The sequence below is a fragment of the Noviherbaspirillum aridicola genome, from assembly GCF_019656455.1.
GTDB lineage: Bacteria > Pseudomonadota > Gammaproteobacteria > Burkholderiales > Burkholderiaceae_D > Noviherbaspirillum > Noviherbaspirillum aridicola.
On the sequence record NZ_BPMK01000003.1, the window covers coordinates 191,315 to 211,523 of the forward strand.

A 20,209-nucleotide genomic window follows, 5' to 3' on the forward strand; every position below is an offset into this window, starting at 1 on the left:
ATTTTCACGACGCCGCGCGCCCCGCAGCACGCGCCGGCGCTTACCAAGATCTGATACTGGAAAACACTATGTCTATGCGAACTCATTACTGCGGCCTCGTCAGCGAGGAATTGCTCGGCCAAACCGTCAGCCTGTGCGGCTGGGTGCATCGCCGGCGCGATCACGGCGGCGTGATCTTCATCGACCTGCGCGACCGCGAAGGCCTGGTGCAGGTGGTGTGCGATCCCGACCGCGCGGACGTCTTCAAGACCGCCGAGGCCGTGCGTAATGAGTATTGCGTGCGCATCACCGGCGTGGTGCGCAACCGCCCGGAAGGCACCACCAACGCCAACCTGAAATCCGGCAAGATCGAAGTGCTGTGCCATGACCTCGAAGTGCTCAACGCCTCGGTCACGCCGCCGTTCCAGCTCGACGACGACAACCTGTCCGAGACCACGCGCCTGACCCATCGCGTGCTCGACCTGCGCCGCCCGCAGATGCAGAAGAACCTGCGCCTGCGCTACCAGACCACGATGGAAGTGCGCAAATTCCTCGACGCCAACGGCTTCATCGACATCGAGACCCCGATGCTGACCAAGTCGACGCCGGAAGGCGCGCGCGACTACCTGGTGCCGTCGCGCGTGAACCCGGGCAATTTCTTCGCGCTGCCGCAGTCGCCGCAGCTGTTCAAGCAGCTGCTGATGGTGTCGAACTTCGACCGCTACTACCAGATCACCAAGTGCTTCCGCGACGAGGACCTGCGCGCCGACCGCCAGCCGGAATTCACCCAGATCGACTGCGAGACCTCGTTCATGAACGAGCAGGAGATCCGCGACCTGTTCGAGGGCATGATCCGCGGCGTGTTCAAGAACGTGCTGGATGTCGAGCTGCCGAACCCGTTCCCGGTCATGCAGTATTCCGAGGCGATGGGCCTGTACGGTTCCGACAAGCCCGACATGCGCGTCAAGCTGCAGTTCACCGACCTGACCGCGGTGATGAAGGATGTCGAGTTCAAGGTCTTCTCCGGCGCCGCCAACATGGAAGGCGGCCGCGTGGTAGGCCTGCGCATCCCGGGCGGCGGCCAGATGCCGCGTTCCGAGATCGACGCCTACACCCAGTTCGTCGCCATCTACGGCGCCAAGGGCCTGGCCTACATCAAGGTCAATGAAAAGGCCAAGGGCCGCGACGGCCTGCAGTCGCCGATCGTCAAGAACATCCACGACGCCGCGCTGGCCGCCATCATCGAGCAGACCGGCGCGCAGGACGGCGACCTGATCTTCTTCGGCGCCGACAAGGCCAAGGTCGTCAACGACGCCATCGGCGCGCTGCGCGTGAAGATCGGCCACAGCGACTTCGGCCGCAAGAACGGCCTGTTCGAAGACTCCTGGAAGCCGCTGTGGGTCGTGGACTTCCCGATGTTCGAGTACGACGAGGACGACCAGCGCTACGTGGCCGCCCACCATCCGTTCACCTCGCCCAAGGACGGCCATGAAGACCTGCTCGAGACCGATCCGGGCAAGGCGCTGGCCAAGGCCTACGACATGGTGCTCAACGGCTGGGAGCTGGGCGGCGGGTCGGTGCGTATCCATCGCGCCGACGTGCAGAGCAAGGTGTTCCGCGCGCTCAAGATCGACGCCGAGGAGGCGCAGCTCAAGTTCGGCTTCCTGCTCGACGCGCTGCAGTACGGCGCGCCCCCGCACGGCGGCCTGGCCTTCGGTCTCGACCGCCTGGTCACGATGATGGCCGGCGCCGAGTCGATCCGCGACGTGATCGCCTTCCCGAAGACCCAGCGCGCCCAGTGCCTGCTGACCCAGGCGCCGTCCGAGGTCGACGAGAAGCAGCTGCGCGAGCTGCACATCCGCCTGCGCAACGTCGAGGCTGCCAAGGCATAAGCCGTCTCCGGCTGCGGAAAAAGGCGCGTCCCCGGGTCGCGCCTTTTTTGTTGCGGCCGACGATTTTTGCCTTCGGTTATCATCTGCGCACCAGCAGCCGCGACAGCCCATGCAAAAGCCCTACAAGATCCCCGAATCCGTCCTCGTCGTGATCCACACGCCGGAACTCGACGTCCTGCTGATCGAGCGCGCCGACAAGCCGGGCTACTGGCAGTCGGTCACCGGCTCGAAGGACCGCGAGGATGAACCGCTGGCCGAAACGGCGGTGCGCGAGGTCTTCGAGGAAACCGGCATTCTTATCGCCGACGAAACTTCCGGCGAGCAGCAGGGTTCCAACCGCGTGTCGCGCAGCCGGCTGGTGGACTGGCAGTTGTCCAACGTCTACGAGATCTATCCGGTCTGGCGCCATCGCTACGCGCCCGGCGTGACCCGCAACACCGAACACGTGTTCGGCCTGTGCGTGCCGCGCGGCATACCGGTCGTGCTGGCTCCGCGCGAACATACCGCTTATCGCTGGCTGCCCTGGAGGGAAGCGGCCGACCAGTGTTTTTCACCCTCGAACGCGGAAGCCATCCTGCTGCTGCCGGCCCATCGCAGGTGCTGAATGCCGCAGGCCTTCCGTCCACATGATTGATTGCATGAAGCTACGGATCGCCACCTACAACATTCACAAGGGGGTCAGCACGCTGCGCAGCATGCCGCGCGTGCATGCGCTCAAGCAGGCGCTGGCGTCGATGGAAGCCGACATCCTGTTCCTGCAGGAAGTGCAGGGCCGACATGACAAGTACCAGACCCGCCACGCCGGACTGTGGCCGGAAGTCGAACAGCACCGTTTCTTCGCCGGCGAATCGCATCATTCCGCCTACGGCATGAACGCGGTCTACGACCATGGCCATCACGGCAATGCGCTGATCAGCCGTTACCACATCCTGTCCTCGTCCAACCACGACGTCTCGGACCACGCCTATGAATCGCGCGGCATCCTGCACTGCGTGGTGGAGACGCCGGCGGTGGCGGTGCACTGCTACGTGATCCATCTCGGCCTGTTCGCGCGCAGCCGCCGCCGCCAGACCGAGGCGCTGGTGGAAGCCGTGCACAAGTTCTCGCCGCCCGATGCGCCGCTGATCATCGCCGGCGATTTCAACGACTGGACCAACCAGCTCAGCGCCACCCTGCGCGAGCAGCTCGGCGTGACCGAAGTGTTCGACGAGAACATTCCGTCGCGCGGCTTCGGCACCTATCTGCGGCGGCTCGGCGGCCGGGGACCGCAGCTGCGGCCCGCGCGCACCTTCCCGGCGGCGCTGCCTTGGCTGCGGCTGGACCGGATCTACGTGCGCGGCTTCCGCATCGAGTCGGCGCAGGTGCTGCATGGCCCGATCTGGGCCAAGCTGTCGGACCATGCCCCGATCGTGGCTTCGCTGGAGTTGAAGACCGGCCTGTAAAATGGGCCGCATCGCCCCGTCATCGGACCCGTCCCCATGCGCCCGATAGAGTTCGTCGCCCACAACCACGTCACGCTGCTGCACAGCGGGGCCGAGTTTTTCCCGGCGCTGATCGCGGCGATCGACGGCGCGCGCTTCGAAGTGCACCTGGAAACCTATATCTTCACGCTCGACCAGACCGGGGTGCAGGTCAGGGATGCGCTGCTGCGGGCGGCCGCGCGGGGCATCACGGTCAACGTGATCACGGACTGGCTCGGCACCGGGCACAGGCAGTCGGTGCTGCTCAACCGCGCATTGAAGGCGGGCGGCGTGCAGCACAAGGTATTCAATTCCTGGTTCCGGCGCGGCGTCACCCGCAGCCATCGCAAGATCTGCACCGTCGACCGCAGCGTCGCCTTCCTCGGCGGACTCAACATCAATCACGACATGGTGTCGGACGACGGCTTCGATACGCCGCTGCCGGCGCCGCGCTGGGACTTCGCGGTACGCGTGCAGGGACCGCTGGTCGCGCACATCCATCGGGAAGTGCAGGAACAGTGGCAGCTGCTGCACGGCCTCGGCCTGCGCGACCGCTGGGAGCTGTTCCGCGAACGGCGCCGCCATCCGCACGGCATCCAGCACGGCGTGGCGGAGGCCGCGCTGGTGGTGCGCGACAACCTGCGCAACCGGCGCACCATCCAGCGCACCTATCTCAAGGCGCTCGGCAACGCGCGCAAGAGCGCGCTGCTCGCCAATCCTTATTTCGCGCCGGGGCGCAAGCTGCGCGACGGCCTCGCGGCGGCCGCGCGGCGCGGCGTCGATGTGACGCTGCTGCTCGGCGTCGGCCAGTTCCGGCTGCAGGATGCGGTCGCGCATTCGTTCTATCCCAAGCTGCTCAAGAGCGGCGTCAAGGTGGTCGAGTACCGCAAGACCCAGCTGCACGGCAAGGTCGCGGTGATCGACGATGAATGGGCGACGGTCGGCTCCAGCAACTGGGACGGGCTCAGCCTGCTGGTCAACCAGGAGGCCAACGTGGTGGTGCGCGACCAGGCCTTCGCGCGCTCGCTGCGCGAGCACATCGAGCGCGCGGTGCAGGAGGGCGTGCACGTGCGGCTGGAGGACTACGCCAACATCCCCTGGTACGAGCGGGTATGGCACGGGGCGGCGTACTGGATCTACAGGATCGTCCTGAGGGCGATCACGCTCGGGCGTTATTCCGAGTGACGGCGCCGGCATGAAACCCGGGGCGGGCAGGGCGGCGTGCCCCGCTGCGTGCCTGCCGCGTCACCGGGGCGCGCCGGCCCCGGCTTCCTTCCTGATCCAGTCGCAGAATGCCTTCACCGCCGGCCGCGCCTCGGCTTCGGGCAGCCGCAGCAGGTGAAAGCGGTAGGGGCCGGTCATTTGCTGCGGCAGCAGCCGCACCAGCCGCCCGCGCGCGATGTCTTCGGCGATGAAGCATTCGGCCGCCAGCGCCACCCCCTGGCCGTTGGCCGCGGCCTCGAGCGTCAGGTAGGTATGCGAAAAGCTCGGCCGCGTGCCGCCCCGATAGGCGACGCCGAAGTGCCGCAGCCAGCGCGGCCAGTTGATCTCCTCGGGAATGCGCATCTCCACTTCGTCATGCAGCAGCTGGTGCGCGAGCAGGTCGGCGGGCGCGCGCACCGGCGGCATGCGCTCACGGTAGTCGGGACTGCAGACGGCGGAAAAATTCTCCTCGATCAGCGGCTCCGCCTGCAACCCCGGATACGGGCCGGTGCCGAGCCGGATCGCCACGTCCACTCCCTCGCGCACGAAGTCGGCCGGGTGCAGCGATGCCAGCACGCGCATGTCGACCTCCGGCACTTCCTCGCGCAGGCGGCCCAGGCGCGGCATCAGCCAGCGGAAAACCAGCGAGGGCACCGAGGTCACGGTGACCACCCGCTCGTCGGCGCGCAGCCTGACCGCCTCCGACACATCCGCGAGACCCGCCAGCAGCGGCTGCAGCGCCTGCGCATACTGGCGCCCGGCGGGCGTGAGCGCGACGCCGCGCGGCAGGCGCTGGAACAGGGCGACGCCGAGCCAGCTCTCGAGCTGCTTGACCTGGTGGGCGACGGCGCCGGCGGAGACATGCAGTTCGGCGGCGGCATGCTGGAAACCGCCGTGGCGGGCGGCGGCCTCGAAGGCGCGGACGGCGGGCAGGGGTGGCAGGCGATGCTGCATGAGGCTCAAAATGATTGGGGCAGTTCAGCAAGAATATTGGTTTGTGAGAAGGATCGCAAGGACATAGACTGCACCAACCCTCAATTCCGTTTGCCCTGGAGTTTCTCGTGTCGCATCGCATGGCCGTCATCCTGATCCTGTTGTCCGCGCTCGGTTTCGGCGCCATGGCACTGTTCGCCAAGCTCGCCTATGCATCCGGCGTCAGCCCGGCGATGCTGCTGGCGCTGCGTTTCGGACTCGCGGTGGCGATGCTGGCGCCGGTGGTTTTCCTGCGGCGCCTGCGGCTGCCGCGCGGAAGCGCGCTGCTCGGCTTTGCCTTCATGGGCCTGCTGTACACCGGCCAGTCGCAGGCGTATTTCACCGCGCTGCTGCATGCCAGCAGCGGCCTCGTCGGCCTGCTCCTGTATGCGTATCCGGTGCTGGTGACGCTGATCTCGGTCAGCCTCGGCTGGGACAAGCTCGACCGCCGCACCTTCCTTCTGCTGGCGCTGGCGATCGCCGGCATGGCCATCACGCTCGGCGGCGACCTGCAGGGCACGCCTCTGGGGATCGCGCTCGGACTGGCGGCGGCGGCGATCTACGCGGTCTATATCGTGACCGGCGGGCGCATCATGGCCAGCGTCGATCCCTTCGCCGGTACGCTCGTGATCATGAGCGCCGCCGCCATCGGCAATGGCGTGCTCGCGCTCGGCGGCGACGCGACGCTGCCCTCGGGCGCGACCGCCTGGGCGGCGGTGGCGGCGATCGCGCTGTTCTCGACGGTGATGGCGATCGCATTCTTCCTGGTCGGGATCAAGTATGTCGGCGCCTCGCAGGCATCGATCATCTCCACGCTGGAACCGGTGATCACGATCGCGCTCGGCGTCGCGGTGCTGGGCGAAACCGTGAGCGCGGGGCAGCTCGTCGGCGGCGCCATGGTGCTGGCGGCGGTGATCCTGCTCGCGGCGCGTCCGCGCCCGGCGCAGGACCGCGCGCTGCAGGCTGCGGCGGGCTGAGGACCGGGCTATACTGGCCCGGCGTCTTTTCCGCCGCCGCGCCATGAACTTCGACCCCGACCTGCTCGACAAGCTGCGCAACAGCCGCCACCTGGCGGTCTTCACCGGCGCCGGCGTGTCGGCCGAAAGCGGCATTCCCACTTTCCGCGATGCGCTTGCCGGTTTATGGGCGAAGTACCGGCCGGAAGACCTGGCGACGCCGGAAGCCTTCCTGCGCGATCCGGCCATGGTGTGGCAGTGGTACGCATCGCGGCGCGCCGCCATCGCCGCCATCCATCCCAATCCCGGCCACCATGCCATCGCCCGGCTCGGGCAGCTGCTGCGCAGGCTCACGGTCATCACGCAGAACGTCGACGGGCTGCACCAGGCGGCGGGCAGCGGCAGGGTCCTGGAATTGCACGGCAACATCCATCGCAATACCTGCTTCGCCTGCGGACGCGAGGCGACGCCGGAAGAGGCGGCGCAGGATGCGACGCCACCGCTTTGTCAGGGCTGCGGCGGCATGCTGCGTCCGGGCGTCGTGTGGTTCGGCGAAGCATTGCCGGCGGAGGCATGGCGGCAGTCGGTCGAGGCGGTGGAGGACGCCGATCTTTTCTTCTGCGTGGGCACCTCCAGCCTGGTGGAGCCCGCCGCCAGCCTGCCGCGGCTCGCGCGTTCGCTCGGATGCGCGGTGGTGCAGATCAATCCCGACGCCACCGCGCACGACGCCGTCGCCGACTTCATCCTGCGCGGCAAATCGGGCGAAGTGCTGCCGCGCCTGCTGGACGCCGCCTTTCCGGCGGCCTGAACGTCGGCCGGAACTTTCCGGCGCCGCATCCGTTCTCCTTCATGCCGCGCGTCGCGGCGCGCCCGGAAAGGAGCCGATCATGGATGTACAGGAACAGCAGCACACCGACCTGCAGCAGGTGGCCGAGCTGGTGGACGAGATCAAGTTCGCGATGATGACCACCGAGGAAGCCGACGGCACCCTGCGCAGCCGTCCGATGGCCACCATGCAGATGGACGGCAGCGGCTGCCTCTGGTTCTTCACCGCAATGTCGTCGCCCAAGGTGGACGAGGCGGAGATGCATCATCAGGTCAATCTCAGCTACGCGAATCCCGACAAGCAGGACTACCTCTCGGTGTCCGGCAACTGCGAGATCGTGCGCGACAAGGACAAGATGCGCGCGCTGTGGACGCCGTGGGTGCAGCCCTGGTTTCCGAAGGGCGTCGACGATCCCGACCTCGTGCTGTTGAAGGTCACCATCACCGAAGCCGAATACTGGGTGGCGCCGGGCAGCGCGGCCAAGCGGCTGTACGGACTCGCCAAGGGCATCATGACCGGCAACACGGACGCGCTCGGCGACAACCGCAAGATCGTCGTCCAGCACCTGTAAGCCTTACCCGGCACTGTGTAAAAACGCGTGCGGCAGGCGGCAAGGCGGGATGCGCCATGCCTGACGCCGCGGCCCGGTGCGGCCCGACGCGGCCAGACCCGCCGCTTATTTTCCTTCGCTCATTGCTTGCACCGCGGTTCGTGGCCGGCCACTTCCGGCACGGATGTTGCGAACGTGTCCCGTTCTTGCACCACTCGTCACGAAACCGCATTTTCGAAAGGAGTACCGCAATGGCTTTGGATTTATTCAGCGCGAAGGGCGTGCCGCTCGACCAGCAGCGCTTCACATGGCGCGACATGGTCGGCAAGCCGATCAGCAAGCTCGATGATGACGCCTTCACCCGCGTGCGCATCATCCTCATGAACGGCATCGAACTCGACGCACTGCGCATGAAGCACATCATCGCGCGCCGCAACCGCGAGCTGCGCGTGCCGCTGGCGAAGATCCGCCGCTGCGAACAGCACCAGGCCACCATGGTCAACTGGCTGCTCGGCCCCGACCATTCCCCGATCGAGACCACCATCGCCTATGAGCAGGTCGCCATCGAGGTCACCGCCGCTGTGGCGCAGAACGAGCCCGATCCCTACATGGCCCAGACCTATCGCTTCGGCCTGCTGGAAGACTTCGACCACCTCTACCGTTATTCGGCCCTGCTCGACAGGCTGGAAGGCAAGGACGCCAACAACATCCTGCAAAGCTATACCGACATCCTGCCCGGCCGTCCGACGGTGGTCGAACATCGCGCGCCGGAGGACGATGTGCGCGACTCCTACGACCGCAAGACGGCCGACCAGCTGACCAAGCTGCATGCGCTGATGATCACCGCGTCGGAATTCCAGACGCATGACTACTACATGAACATCGGCCCGCTGTTCGCCGACCCGATCGCGCGCCAGCTGTATGCGGAGATCGCCTCGATCGAGGAACAGCACGTCACCCAGTACGGCTCGCTGGTCGACCCGGACGAGTCGATCCTGGAACAGATGCTGTTGCATGAGGCGATGGAAGCCTACAACTATTACAGCTGCGTGCAGCAGGAAACCAACCCGCGCATCAAGGCGATCTGGGAGCGCTTCCTCGATTACGAGCTCGGCCATTTCCACATGGTCGCCGAACTCTTCAAGCAGTACGAACGGCGCGACCCGGCGGAGATCATCACCGGGCCGCTCGCCGAGCCTGTGCCCTTCGCCAGCCAGCGCGACTTCGTGCGCAAGGTGGTGGCGCAGGAGGTCGATCTGCGCGCCAACGGCACGCAGTTCGTCGACAAGGCGCAGGAGAGCCCGGCCTCGATCGCCTACCGCGACCAGCTCAACTCCGCCGGTTCGCCGAGCGAAACCGTGGCCGCGGGCTATGTCTGGACGCCGGGCGGCGAAATCAATCGCCGGCACGCCGTGAGCGTGTAGGCGCGCCGCCATCATCATCAGTGACAGCCAGCCACCGTCAGCAGGTCACACAGGCATCCCTCGTCCGGGGATGCCGCCCGCGGCGGTCCGGCCGGCATTCCAACGCAATCTGAGGAAGGAACAGCCATGAAAGAGCAACCCCCGATGGGCATGAACCGGACCGGCATTCAGATGTCGCCGATCGACAGCAAGGAGATGCAGGGCATGCCGCCGCCGGACATGATGCAACCGACGCCCGGCGACGAAAGCGGCATGATGGAAATGCGCGGCGAGTACATCCTCGCCTCCGATCCGGTCGGCTCGGTGCCGATCCCCGGCACGGTGCGCGGCGCGCTGACCACCGGCGCCTCCATGCTGACCGGCGACATGCCGCAGCTGCTGATCGACAAGCTCGGCGAGCGGCTCGCCTTCGAGCGTACCGGCACCCGCCTGTACGACGCGCTGATCAACAAATTCCAGACCCTGCAGGACGGCACCACCAGCATGACGCTGGCCGACCTGCAGCGCATCCGCGAGGATGAGGCGCGCCACTTCCACATGGTCAGATCGGCGATCGAGTCGATCGGCGGCGACCCGACTTCGCAGACGCCCTGCGCCGATGTCACCGGCGTCGAGTCCATGGGCCTGATGCAGGTGATCACCGATCCGCGTACCACGATGGCGCAGTCGCTGCATGCCATCCTGGTGGCAGAGATGACCGACAACGCCGGCTGGGAGATGCTGATCGCGCTGGCCGAGGAACAGGGGCAGGACACCATGGTCACCGAGTTCAGCGTCGCCCTCGACGAAGAGCGCGCGCATCTGCAGATGGTGCGCGGCTGGCTGGAAGAAGCCACGCTCGGCAAGGTCGTCTCCAGCGGTGCGATCGTCGACGACGTCAGCGACGCCACCCAGTCGCAGCAGCTGCACTGAGCGCGGCGCGCGCCGTCCGGATGCCCGGGGGCCCTGGCCCGCCGGGCATTTTTCATGTCCGCGGCACGCTTCGCGCCGTACAAGTCCCCGCATCTACGTGTTTCTCCTGAGCAAAATTTGGTCCGAATCCCGGTAAACTCGATTTTGGGAAATGGCGGCGATTGCGCTCGCCGACCCGTGTCCCGTACCGGCCAGCCCCGCGCCGGCAGTCCCGAGAGGTCCTCATGCTCAGCAACATCAACCATATCTCCATCCGCGCCCGGCTCGTGTTCGTCATTGGCTTTCTCTCGCTGCAGCTGGTGGCCGGCGGCGTCATCGGCATCTTCAGCCTCGGCCAGGCAAACGGCGCGATGCAGTCGCTGTATGACGACCGGCTGGTCGTGCTCGGCCAGCTCGATCGCGCGGTGCGCCTGCTCGACGGCAGCCAGCTCGATATCGCCAAGGCGATCAGCGACGAGCCGGAAGAGGCCAGTTTCGTGCTCGACGAGGTGGAGGCAGGCATCAGGAAGCTGGACGGCATCTGGGACGGCTACATCGCCGGCGCCCTCGGGGAGGAAGAGCGCAAGCTGGCCGAGCGCTTCTCCGCCGAGCGCAAGAGCTTCACCGACGAGGGCCTGCGCCCGGCGATCGCGGCGGTCCGCGCCGGCAACCGCGAGCAGGCGAACGAACTGCTGCAGGGCGCGATGGAAGAGAACTTCAAGCCGTTGCGCAAGACCATCGATGAACTGATCCAGCTGCAGCTCGATGTCGCGCGCGCCGACTTCGAGCGTTCGCAGCAGCGCTACAGGCTCGTGTTCTACAGCTGCGGCGCCGCCATCCTGTTCGGCCTGGCGCTTGCCGCGGTACTCGGCTGGTGGCTGGTGCGCGCGATCACGCGCCCGCTCGACAAGGCGGTGCGCGTGGCCGGCGCGATCGCCGCCGGCGACCTCACGCAGCAGATCGAGGTGCGCTCGCGCGACGAGACCGGCAGGCTGATGCAGGCGCTCAAGGACATGAACGACAGCCTGGTCGGCATCGTCGGCCAGGTTCGCGGCAGCACGGAAAACATCGCCGCCGCCTCCGGCCAGATCGCTTCCGGCAATCTCGACCTGTCCTCGCGCACCGAGCAGCAGGCCAGCTCGCTGCAGGAGACCGCGTCCTCCATGGAAGAGCTGACGTCGACCGTGCGGCAGAACGCGGACAACGCGCGCCAGGCCAACCAGCTCGCCGGCTCCGCCTCCGAAGTCGCCAATCGCGGCGGCGCCGTGGTGAACGACGTGGTCGCGACCATGACCGCCATCGACGCCTCGTCGAGAAAGATCGTGGACATCATCGGCGTCATCGACGGCATCGCCTTCCAGACCAATATCCTCGCGCTCAACGCGGCCGTCGAGGCGGCCCGCGCCGGCGAACAGGGACGCGGCTTCGCGGTGGTGGCGGCGGAAGTGCGCAGCCTGGCGCAGCGCTCGGCGGGCGCGGCAAGGGAGATCAAGAGCCTGATCGACGACTCGGTGTCCAGGATATCCAGCGGCAGCGAACTCGTCGCCCGCGCCGGCGCGACCATGGATGAAGTGGTCGCCAGCGTGCGCCGCGTCAGCGACATCATCGGCGAGATCAGCGCCGCCAGCCAGGAACAGACGGCCGGCATCGAGCAGGTGAACCAGGCGATTTCGCAGATGGACGAGACGACGCAGCAGAACGCCAGCCTGGTGGAGCAGGCCGCGGCCGCATCCGCCTCGATGCAGCAGGAGGCGGCGCGGCTGGCCGAGGCGGTGGGGCAGTTCAGGCTGCAGGCCGGCGCTGCCGCCAACGCGCCGGTGGCCGCGGCACCCGCCATCGTCGCGCGGACGGCGCCGGTGCCGGCCCCGCCGGCCACGCGCGGCGCCCCCCGACTTCCGGCCGCGTCCGGCGGCGACTGGGAAGAATTCTGACGCCGGCCCGGCGCTACAGCCGCACCCAGGCGCCCTTGTAGATCACCGGCCCGCTCGGCGCCTGCTTGTCCGGCGATCCGCCGGGCGGCTCGAGACTGACCGCCAGCGCGGGCACGTTCTCCGGGCTCAGTCCCTTCGGCAGGGGCAGGGTGGCGCCGGGCGCGACCAGGCCGAGCGAGCGCGGCGGGCCTTCCTTCGGCAGCGCCCAGAGCTCGAGACTGCGGTCCGGCGCCGGCGGCGCCGCCAGCAGCTTCACGCTCAGGTGGCCGCGCGCCGCATTGCCGGTGACGACCAGCGCCGGCTGCGAACGATCGTCGGCCAGCATCGCCAGATAGGACGGCGATTCGACGCCGGGCGCCGGCAGCCGGGTCAGCAGCACGCTCAGCAGGATGGTCGCCAGCGCGGTCGACACCATGCCCAGGCCGCGCCAGAAGGCGAGGTCCTCGCGCAGGCCGAGCCAGAAACCGCGGCGCGCCGCCGGCGCCTGGGCCGCCCCGGGCCGTGGCTGCAATCCCAGCCGGGACTCGAGCGCCTGCCATACCTCGGGCGAGGGCCGGGCCGGCGGCAGGAGTTCGGCCATCGGCTGCAGCCGGTTCTGCCAGCGCGCCACCGCCGCGCGCAGCGCCGCGTCCTCGGCCAGCCAGCGCTCGAAGCGCCGCCGGGCGCCGCCCCGCAGCGTGCCGAGCGCATACTCGGAAGCCAGCATGTCGAGCAGCCGCCGGTTGCCGTGCAATTGTTCCCGCTTCATGCGGCTTCTCCCGACAGGCATTTGCGCAGCCGTTCCAGGCCGCGCCGTATCCAGGTCTTGACCGTTCCGATCGGCAGCCGCAACTGCTGCGCGACTTCCGAGTGCGACAGGTCGTGATAGAAGGCGAGCGCGATCGCCTGCCTGTGCAGGCCCTCCAGCCGCGCCAGGCATCGCGCCAGCGCCCGCGCGTCCTCGCCCAGCTGCAGGCGCTCCGGCTGCCCGGGTTCGCCGCTTTCCATCGCGTCCATCACGTCCTTGTCGAAAGCGTCCGCGTCGATCTCGGCCGTGGCGCCGGCCGCCTGCAGGCGCCGCAGCACGTCGAAGGACTTGTTGCGGACGATGGTGCTCATCCAGGTCATCGGCGCGGCCAGGCTGTCCTGGTAACCGGAGGCATTGTTCCAGATGCTGACGAAGCTTTCCTGCAGCACATCCTCGGCCAGCTCCCGCTTATGCAATATACGCAGCGCGAAGGCGAACAGTTTCGCGGAAGTAGCGTCATACAGGAAACGGAATGCCGCGGCGTCGCCGCGGGCCGTCCCGGCGAGCCATGCTCGTAGTTGCGTGTTTGTCCGTTCGTCGGTCGCCACGGCGATTCCTGTTGTTAAACCGGTCCGGCATTATAGGACGGACAACGCCGTCGCCGTAGAATCACCGCTTTCGCAAAAAACTCTGGCTGAAATGACTTCCGAATCCGTTCGCATCGACAAATGGCTGTGGGCAGCCCGCTTCTTCAAGACCCGCTCTCTCGCGACCGACGCCGTCGACGGCGGCAAGGTCAAGCTCAACGGCGAACGCGTCAAGCCCGCGCGGGGCGTCAAGGTCGGCGACCGGCTCGAGATCGACAACGGCGCCACCGAATGGGAGGTGCTGGTGCGCGACCTGTCCGACAAGCGCGGCTCCGCCACCATCGCCCAAGGTCTCTACGAAGAGACCGAACGCAGTCTCGCCGACAAGGCGCGGCGCGCAGAACAACGCCGGCTGTACCAGGAGCCCGGCGAAGCCATCAAGGGCCGTCCCACCAAGCGGGACCGGCGTCAGCTCGACCGCTTCTGAGCGTGTCATCCGGGGCGAATTACTAGAATTCGCCCTCTAAGCTTCCCGTTTGACATTTATACTTCGGTAGATAATAGTACGAGCGTTCGCTTAAGTGAGCGCCGTCGCTTTCAGACATCCACTCGAACAGGCACCACAAAGGCAACCAACATGAACGACTCGACAACCAAAGTGATGCGCAAGGGCGAAATGACGCGCGCCGCGATTCTCGACGTGGCGCTCGATCTCGCCAGCCGCGACGGCCTCGAAGGCCTGACCATCGGCCTGCTCGCGGACAAGATGAACATGAGCAAGTCCGGCGTGTTCGCCCACTTCGGTTCGCGCGAGGACCTGCAGATCGAGGTGGTCAAGCTGTATCACCACCAGTTCGAGCAGGAGGTGTTCTACCCGAGCATGAAGGAGCCCCGCGGCCTGCCCCGTCTTCGCGGCATGTTCGCGCGCTGGGTCAAGCGGGTGTCGATGGAAATCGCCTCCGGGTGCATTTACATCAGCGGCGCGGTCGAATACGACGACCGTCCCGGCGCGATCCGCGAGGAGCTGGCCGGCATGGTGCGCGCCTGGAAGAACGCGCTGCGCCGCTGCGTGGTCCAGACCATCGAAATGGGCCACCTGTCGCCGGCGACCGATCCGGATCAACTGGTGTTCGAGATGTACGGACTAATCTTGGCGCTGCACCATGATGCCCGCTTCCTCAAGCTCCCGGGCAGCGTCAATCGCGCCGAAGTCGGTTTCGAGCGCCTGATCGACAGCTACCAGCCTTCCCGGAACGACGTCACCGCAGCGAACAAGGCCGCAAGCAAGAACACCGCTTAACCGATAAGCGCTTTCCAGCACTCAAACCGTTTTGCCGTCAGGAGATTAAAACCATGGGTCAATACGTCGCTCCCTTGCGTGACATGCACTTCGTTCTGCATGAACTGCTCAAGGTCGAAGAAGAATTCAAGCAGCTGCCCAAGCATGCGGAAATCGACAGGGACATCATCAACCAGGTGCTGGAGGAGGGCGGCAAGTTCGCATCCGAGGTCGTGTTCCCGCTGAACCATTCCGGCGACCGCGAAGGCTGCCGCCTCGACAAGGAAACCCACGTGGTGCAGACCCCGAAGGGCTTCCGCGAGGCCTATCAGCAGTATGTCGAAGCCGGCTGGCCGGCACTGTCCTGCGACCCGGAATTCGGCGGCCAGGGCTTGCCGGTGGTGCTCAACAACAGCTTCTACGAGATGCTCAACTCGGCCAACCAGGCCTGGACCATGTACCCCGGCCTGTCGCACGGCGCATACGAGGCACTGCATGCGCACGGCACGCCCGAGCTGAAGGCGACCTATCTGCCCAAGCTGGTCTCCGGCGAGTGGACCGGCACGATGTGCCTGACCGAGCCGCACTGCGGCACCGACCTCGGCCTGCTGCGCACCAGGGCCGAACCGCAGGCCGACGGCTCCTACCGCATCACCGGCGGCAAGATCTTCATCTCCGCCGGCGAACATGAAATGTCGTCCAACATCATCCATCTGGTGCTGGCACGCCTGCCCGACGCGCCGTCGGGCACCAAGGGCATCTCGCTGTTCCTGGTGCCGAAGTACATCCCCGATGCCAGCGGCAACCCGGGCGAGCGCAACAAGATCTTCTGCGGCGCGATCGAAGAAAAGATGGGCATCCATGGCAACTCGACCTGCCAGATGAACCTCGACGGCGCCACCGGCTGGCTGATCGGCGAGCCGAACAAGGGCCTCAACGCCATGTTCGTGATGATGAACGCCGCCCGTCTCGGCGTCGGCATGCAGTCGCTCGGCCTGACCGAAGTCGCGTACCAGAACGCCGTCGTCTACGCCAAGGACCGCATCCAGATGCGCAGCCTGTCGGGCGTGAAGGCGCCGGAAAAGGCGGCCGATCCGATCATCGTGCATCCCGACGTGCGCCGCATGCTGCTGACCGCGCGCGCCTTCGCCGAGGGCGGCCGCGCGTTCTGCTCCTACATCGCGCTGCAGATCGACCGCGAGCTGAACCATCCCGACGAGGAAGTGCGCAAGGAAGCCGCCGACGAAGTCGCGCTGCTGACCCCGATCATCAAGGCCTTCCTGACCGACAACGGCTGGATCGCCACCTCCGAGGCGATGCAGGTCTACGGCGGCCACGGCTACATCTCCGAATGGGGCATGGAGCAGTATGTGCGCGACGCCCGCATCAACATGATCTACGAAGGCACCAACACCATCCAGTCGCTGGATCTGCTGGGCCGCAAGATCCTGATGGACAACGGTGCCAAGCTGCGCAAGTTCGGCGCCAAGGTGCAGGCCTTCGTCGAAGAGAACGGCACCGATGAAAAGATGGCCGAGTTCATCACCCCGCTGGCCGACCTCGGCGAGAAGGTGACCAAGCTGACCATGGAAATCGGCATGAAGGCCTTCCAGAACCAGGATGAAGTCGGCGCCGCCGCCGTGCCCTACCTGCGCGTGGTCGGCCACCTGGTGTTCTCCTACTTCTTCGCGCAGATGGCCAAGATCGCGCTGGAGAAGCAGGATTCCGGCGACAGCTTCTACAAGGCCAAGCTCAGCACCGCGCGCTTCTACTTCGCGCGGCTGCAGCCGGAAACCGCGATGCTGATCCGCCAGGCCCGCTCCGGCGCCGCCTCGGTCATGGCAATGGAAGAAGATCTGTTCTAACAACAAGAGCGGCCGCCTCCCGGAGGACGCGGCCGCGACCACACCTGGAAGACAACCATGTCCAATTTCATCGTCAAGAAAGTCGCCGTGCTCGGCGCCGGCGTGATGGGCGCGCAGATTGCCGCTCACTGCGTGAATGCCAGGGTGCCCGTGGTGCTGTTCGACCTGCCGGCCAAGGAAGGCCCGAAGAACGGCATCGTGCTGCGCGCCATCGAAAACCTCAAGAAGCTCAACCCGGCGCCGCTCGGCAACAAGGATGACGCCGTCCTGATCCAGGTCGCCAACTACGAGGACCACCTCGAGCTGCTCAAGGGCTGCGACCTGATCATCGAAGCCATCGCCGAGCGCATGGACTGGAAGCACGACCTGTACAAGAAGGTCGCGCCCTACATCGGCGAAAACACCATCTTCGCCTCCAACACCTCCGGCCTGTCGATCACCGCGCTGTCCGAAGGCTTCGACGCCAATCTGAAGGCGCGCTTCTGCGGCGTGCACTTCTTCAACCCGCCGCGCTACATGCACCTGGTGGAGCTGATCCCGACCACGGCCACCCGTCCCGAGATCCTCGACCAGCTCGAAGGCTTCCTCACCACCACCCTGGGCAAGGGCGTGGTGCGCGCCAACGACACGCCGAACTTCATCGCCAACCGCGTCGGCATCTTCGGCATGCTGGCCACCATCTATGAAGCCGAGAAGTTCGGCCTGACCTACGACGTGGTGGACGACCTGACCGGCAAGAAGCTGGGCCGCGCCTCGAGCGGCACCTTCCGCACCGCGGACGTCGTCGGCCTCGACACCATGGGCCACGTCATCAAGACCATGCAGGACAACCTGGCCAACGACCCGTTCTTCCCGGTCTACAAGACGCCGGACGTGCTGGCCAAGCTGGTCGCCGCCGGCGCGCTCGGCCAGAAGACCGGCGCCGGTTTCTACAAGAAAGTGGGCAAGGACATCCTGCGCTTCGACGCCGCCAGGAACGACTACGTGCCGGCGGGCGGCAAGGCCGATGAAATCATCAACCGCATCCTGAAGGAAAAGGATCCGGCCAAGAAGATGAAGGCGCTGCGCGAATCGACGAATCCGCAGGGCCAGTTCCTGTGGGCGATCTTCCGCGACGGCTTCCACTACATGGCGGTGCACCTGGCCTCGATCGCCGACAACGCGCGCGACATCGACTTCGCGCTGCGCTGGGGCTTCGGCTGGAAGACCGGCCCGTTCGAAAACTGGCAGGCCGCCGGCTGGCAGCAGATCGCCACCTGGGTGCAGGAAGACATCGATGCGGGCAAGGCCCTGTGCAACGTGCCGCTGCCGGCATGGGTGTTCGACGGCCGCGACGGCGTGCACAAGCCGGAGGGCTCCTGGTCGCCCGAGAAGAAGACCTATGTGCCGCGTTCCGATCTGCCGGTCTACCAGCGCCAGGCCTTCCGCGCGCCGCTGCTGGGCGAGGGCACGATCGACGGCGGCAAGGCCGGCACCACGGTGTTCGAGGATGAGTCGGTCCGCATCTGGCATCAGAACGACGACGTGCTGATCCTGTCGCTCAAGACCAAGATGCACGTGATCGGCCAGGGCGTGATCAACGGCCTGTACAAGGCGGTCGCCGAAGCCGAGCAGAACTACAAGGGCCTGGTGATCTGGAGCGCGGACGCGGCCGAAGGCGGCGCCTTCTCCGCCGGCGCCGACCTGCAGTCCATGCTGCCGGTCTTCATGTCCGGCGGCGCCAAGGCGATCGCGCCGGAAGTGGCCAAGCTGCAGCAGGCCCACCAGGCGCTCAAGTACGCCAACGTGCCGGTGGTGGCCGCGGTCGCGGGCCTCGCGCTCGGCGGCGGCGCCGAGCTGATGATGCACGCGGCCAAGCGCGTGGTCTCGATCGAGTCCTACATCGGCCTGGTCGAAGTCGGCGTCGGCTTGGTGCCGGCGGGCGGCGGCCTGAAGGAAGCGGCGGTGCGCGCGGCCAACGATGCCAAGGGCAACGACATCCTGCAGTTCCTGAAGAACTACTTCACCAACGCGGCCACCGCCGCGGTGTCGAAGTCGGCGCTGGAAGCGCAGAAGATGGGCTACCTGTCGCAGAACGACGTCATCGTCTTCAACCCGTACGAGCTGCTGCACGTGGCCAAGGTCGAGGCGCGCGCGATGTTCGACGCCGGCTATCGTCCGCAGCTGCCAAAGCTGGTGCCGGTCGTCGGCCGCACCGGCATGGCCACCATCATGGCGCAGCTGGTCAACATGCGCGACGGCGGCTTCATCTCCGCGCACGACTACAAGCTGGGCGCGATGATCGCCGAGATCGTCTGCGGCGGCGACGTCGAAGCGGGCAGCCTGGTCAGCGAGCAGTGGCTGCTCGACCTGGAGCGCAAGGCCTTCGTCGAACTGCTGAACAACCCGAAGACGCAGGAACGCATCATGGGCATGATGCAGACCGGCAAACCCGTCCGCAACTGATCGGACCAGGAGCAAAGAATGAGCAAACAACTGCAAGAAGCTTACGTCGTCGCCGCCGTCCGCACCCCGATCGGCAAGGCGCCGCGCGGCATGTTCAAGAACGTGCGTCCGGACGACCTGCTGGTGCGCGCCATCCAGGCCGCCGTCGCACAGGTGCCGAACCTGGATCCCAACACCATCCAGGACGCCATCGTCGGCTGCTCCTTCCCGGAAGCCGAGCAGGGCATGAACATGGCCCGCAACGCGGTGCTGCTGGCCGGCCTGCCGAACACCGTCGGCGGCGTCACCATCAACCGTTACTGCGCCTCCGGCATCACCGCGGTGGCGATGGCCGCCGACCGCATCCGCGTCGGTGAAGCCGACGTCATGATCGCCGCCGGCGCCGAGTCCATGTCCATGGTGCCGATGATGGGCCATCACCCGGCCATCAACATGGGCGTGTTCAAGGACGAAAACATCGGCATGGCCTACGGCATGGGCCTGACCGCGGAAAAGGTCGCCCAGCAGTGGAAGGTCTCGCGCGAGGCGCAGGACCAGTTCGCGCTGGAGTCGCACCGCAAGGCCATCGCCGCGCAGGAAGGCAATGCGCGCGGCGACGAGATCTGCGCGGTCGAGATCGTCGAGCGATTCCCGAATCTCGAAACCGGCCAGATCGACGTCCGCACCCGCACCGTCAACCAGGATGAAGGCGCGCGCCGCGACACCAGCCTGGAAGTGCTCGGCAAGCTCAAGCCGGTGTTCGCCGCCAAGGGCAGCGTCACCGCCGGCAACAGCTCGCAGACCTCGGACGGCGCCGGCGCGCTGATCCTGGTCAGCGAAAAGATCCTCAAGCAGTTCAACCTGACGCCGCTGGCGAAGTTCTCCTCGTTCGCGGTGCGCGGCGTGCCGCCGGAAATCATGGGCATCGGTCCGAAGGAAGCGATTCCCGCCGCCTGCCGCGCCGCCGGCATTACCCAGGACCAGCTCGACTGGATCGAACTGAACGAAGCCTTCGCCGCCCAGGCGATCGCGGTGATCCAGGACCTCGGCCTCGATCCCGCCAAGGTCAACCCGTTCGGCGGCGCGATCGCGCTCGGCCATCCGCTCGGCGCCACCGGCGCAATCCGCGCGGCCACCGCGATCCACGCGATGCGCAACCGCAACCTGAAGTACGGCATGGTCACCATGTGCGTCGGCACGGGCATGGGCGCGGCCGGCATCTTCGAACGCGTGTAAGGACGCC

Annotated in this window: 18 protein-coding genes; 15 read left to right on the forward strand and 3 right to left on the reverse strand. The window is 66.7% G+C overall.

The window, feature by feature from the left end; translation table 11 throughout:
• The first annotated feature begins 68 nt into the window (after positions 1-68).
• From aspS to clsB, 4 genes are all read left to right on the forward strand, one after another.
• Complete coding sequence (gene aspS / locus NCCP691_RS04525; protein WP_220807059.1) at positions 69-1,871, forward strand: aspartate--tRNA ligase; 1,803 nt, start codon at positions 69-71, stop codon at positions 1,869-1,871.
• A 109-nt stretch (positions 1,872-1,980) separates the two neighbouring features.
• Entirely contained in the window at positions 1,981-2,475 is a 495-nt protein-coding gene (gene nudB, locus NCCP691_RS04530) for a dihydroneopterin triphosphate diphosphatase (protein ID WP_220807060.1), read from the forward strand.
• Between the two features lie 34 nt (positions 2,476-2,509).
• Positions 2,510-3,313 carry an endonuclease/exonuclease/phosphatase family protein gene (locus NCCP691_RS04535; protein WP_220807061.1) on the forward strand — a complete coding sequence of 268 codons (804 nt, stop codon included), beginning with the start codon at positions 2,510-2,512 and terminating at the stop codon, positions 3,311-3,313.
• Positions 3,314-3,349: 36 nt separating this feature from the next.
• Positions 3,350-4,516: a cardiolipin synthase ClsB gene (gene clsB / locus NCCP691_RS04540; RefSeq protein ID WP_220807062.1), complete on the forward strand. Its 1,167-nt coding sequence runs from the start codon at positions 3,350-3,352 to the stop codon at positions 4,514-4,516.
• Positions 4,517-4,576: 60 nt separating this feature from the next.
• Here the strand turns inward: clsB and gcvA are convergent, their stop codons facing one another.
• Complete coding sequence (gene gcvA, locus NCCP691_RS04545; protein WP_220807063.1) at positions 4,577-5,488, reverse strand: transcriptional regulator GcvA; 912 nt, start codon at positions 5,486-5,488, stop codon at positions 4,577-4,579.
• 107 nt (positions 5,489-5,595) lie between these two features.
• On the opposite strand from gcvA, the gene NCCP691_RS04550 reads away from it, so the two are divergent.
• From NCCP691_RS04550 to NCCP691_RS04575, 6 genes are all read left to right on the forward strand, one after another.
• A complete protein-coding gene (locus NCCP691_RS04550) occupies positions 5,596-6,483 on the forward strand; it encodes a DMT family transporter (RefSeq protein ID WP_238482314.1) in 888 nt (295 codons plus the stop codon).
• Between the two features lie 43 nt (positions 6,484-6,526).
• Complete coding sequence (locus NCCP691_RS04555; RefSeq protein WP_220807064.1) at positions 6,527-7,270, forward strand: SIR2 family NAD-dependent protein deacylase; 744 nt, start codon at positions 6,527-6,529, stop codon at positions 7,268-7,270.
• A gap of 79 nt (positions 7,271-7,349) precedes the next feature.
• Positions 7,350-7,859 carry a pyridoxamine 5'-phosphate oxidase family protein gene (locus NCCP691_RS04560; RefSeq protein ID WP_220807065.1) on the forward strand — a complete coding sequence of 170 codons (510 nt, stop codon included), beginning with the start codon at positions 7,350-7,352 and terminating at the stop codon, positions 7,857-7,859.
• 230 nt (positions 7,860-8,089) lie between these two features.
• A complete protein-coding gene (locus NCCP691_RS04565) occupies positions 8,090-9,262 on the forward strand; it encodes a hypothetical protein (RefSeq protein WP_220807066.1) in 1,173 nt (390 codons plus the stop codon).
• 126 nt (positions 9,263-9,388) lie between these two features.
• Positions 9,389-10,174 (forward strand): ferritin-like domain-containing protein, encoded by a 786-nt coding sequence (locus NCCP691_RS04570; RefSeq protein ID WP_238482315.1) that lies wholly within the window; start codon positions 9,389-9,391, stop codon positions 10,172-10,174.
• Between the two features lie 224 nt (positions 10,175-10,398).
• Complete coding sequence (locus tag NCCP691_RS04575) at positions 10,399-12,084, forward strand: methyl-accepting chemotaxis protein (protein WP_220807067.1); 1,686 nt, start codon at positions 10,399-10,401, stop codon at positions 12,082-12,084.
• Between the two features lie 13 nt (positions 12,085-12,097).
• On the opposite strand, the gene NCCP691_RS04580 is transcribed toward NCCP691_RS04575, so the two are convergent.
• Positions 12,098-12,832 carry an anti-sigma factor gene (locus NCCP691_RS04580; protein ID WP_220807068.1) on the reverse strand — a complete coding sequence of 245 codons (735 nt, stop codon included), beginning with the start codon at positions 12,830-12,832 and terminating at the stop codon, positions 12,098-12,100.
• Positions 12,829-13,419 carry a sigma-70 family RNA polymerase sigma factor gene (locus NCCP691_RS04585; RefSeq protein ID WP_220807069.1) on the reverse strand — a complete coding sequence of 197 codons (591 nt, stop codon included), beginning with the start codon at positions 13,417-13,419 and terminating at the stop codon, positions 12,829-12,831. The genes NCCP691_RS04580 and NCCP691_RS04585 overlap by 4 nt, the downstream gene beginning before the upstream one ends.
• 91 nt (positions 13,420-13,510) lie before the next feature.
• Here NCCP691_RS04585 and NCCP691_RS04590 point away from each other — a divergent pair, with 91 nt between their 5' ends.
• From NCCP691_RS04590 to NCCP691_RS04610, 5 genes are all read left to right on the forward strand, one after another.
• Entirely contained in the window at positions 13,511-13,885 is a 375-nt protein-coding gene (locus NCCP691_RS04590; RefSeq protein WP_220807070.1) for an RNA-binding S4 domain-containing protein, read from the forward strand.
• 174 nt (positions 13,886-14,059) lie between these two features.
• Entirely contained in the window at positions 14,060-14,698 is a 639-nt protein-coding gene (locus NCCP691_RS04595) for a TetR/AcrR family transcriptional regulator (protein ID WP_220807191.1), read from the forward strand.
• A gap of 53 nt (positions 14,699-14,751) precedes the next feature.
• Positions 14,752-16,542, forward strand: coding sequence for an acyl-CoA dehydrogenase C-terminal domain-containing protein (locus NCCP691_RS04600; protein WP_220807071.1), 1,791 nt, complete (start codon positions 14,752-14,754; stop codon positions 16,540-16,542).
• 57 nt (positions 16,543-16,599) lie between these two features.
• The gene (locus NCCP691_RS04605) at positions 16,600-18,987 is read left to right on the forward strand and encodes a 3-hydroxyacyl-CoA dehydrogenase/enoyl-CoA hydratase family protein (protein ID WP_220807072.1); all 2,388 of its coding nucleotides are present in this window, start codon (positions 16,600-16,602) and stop codon (positions 18,985-18,987) included.
• Between the two features lie 18 nt (positions 18,988-19,005).
• Positions 19,006-20,202, forward strand: a complete 1,197-nt coding sequence (locus NCCP691_RS04610; RefSeq protein WP_220807073.1) for an acetyl-CoA C-acyltransferase — start codon at positions 19,006-19,008, stop codon at positions 20,200-20,202.
• The last annotated feature ends 7 nt before the right edge of the window (positions 20,203-20,209 follow it).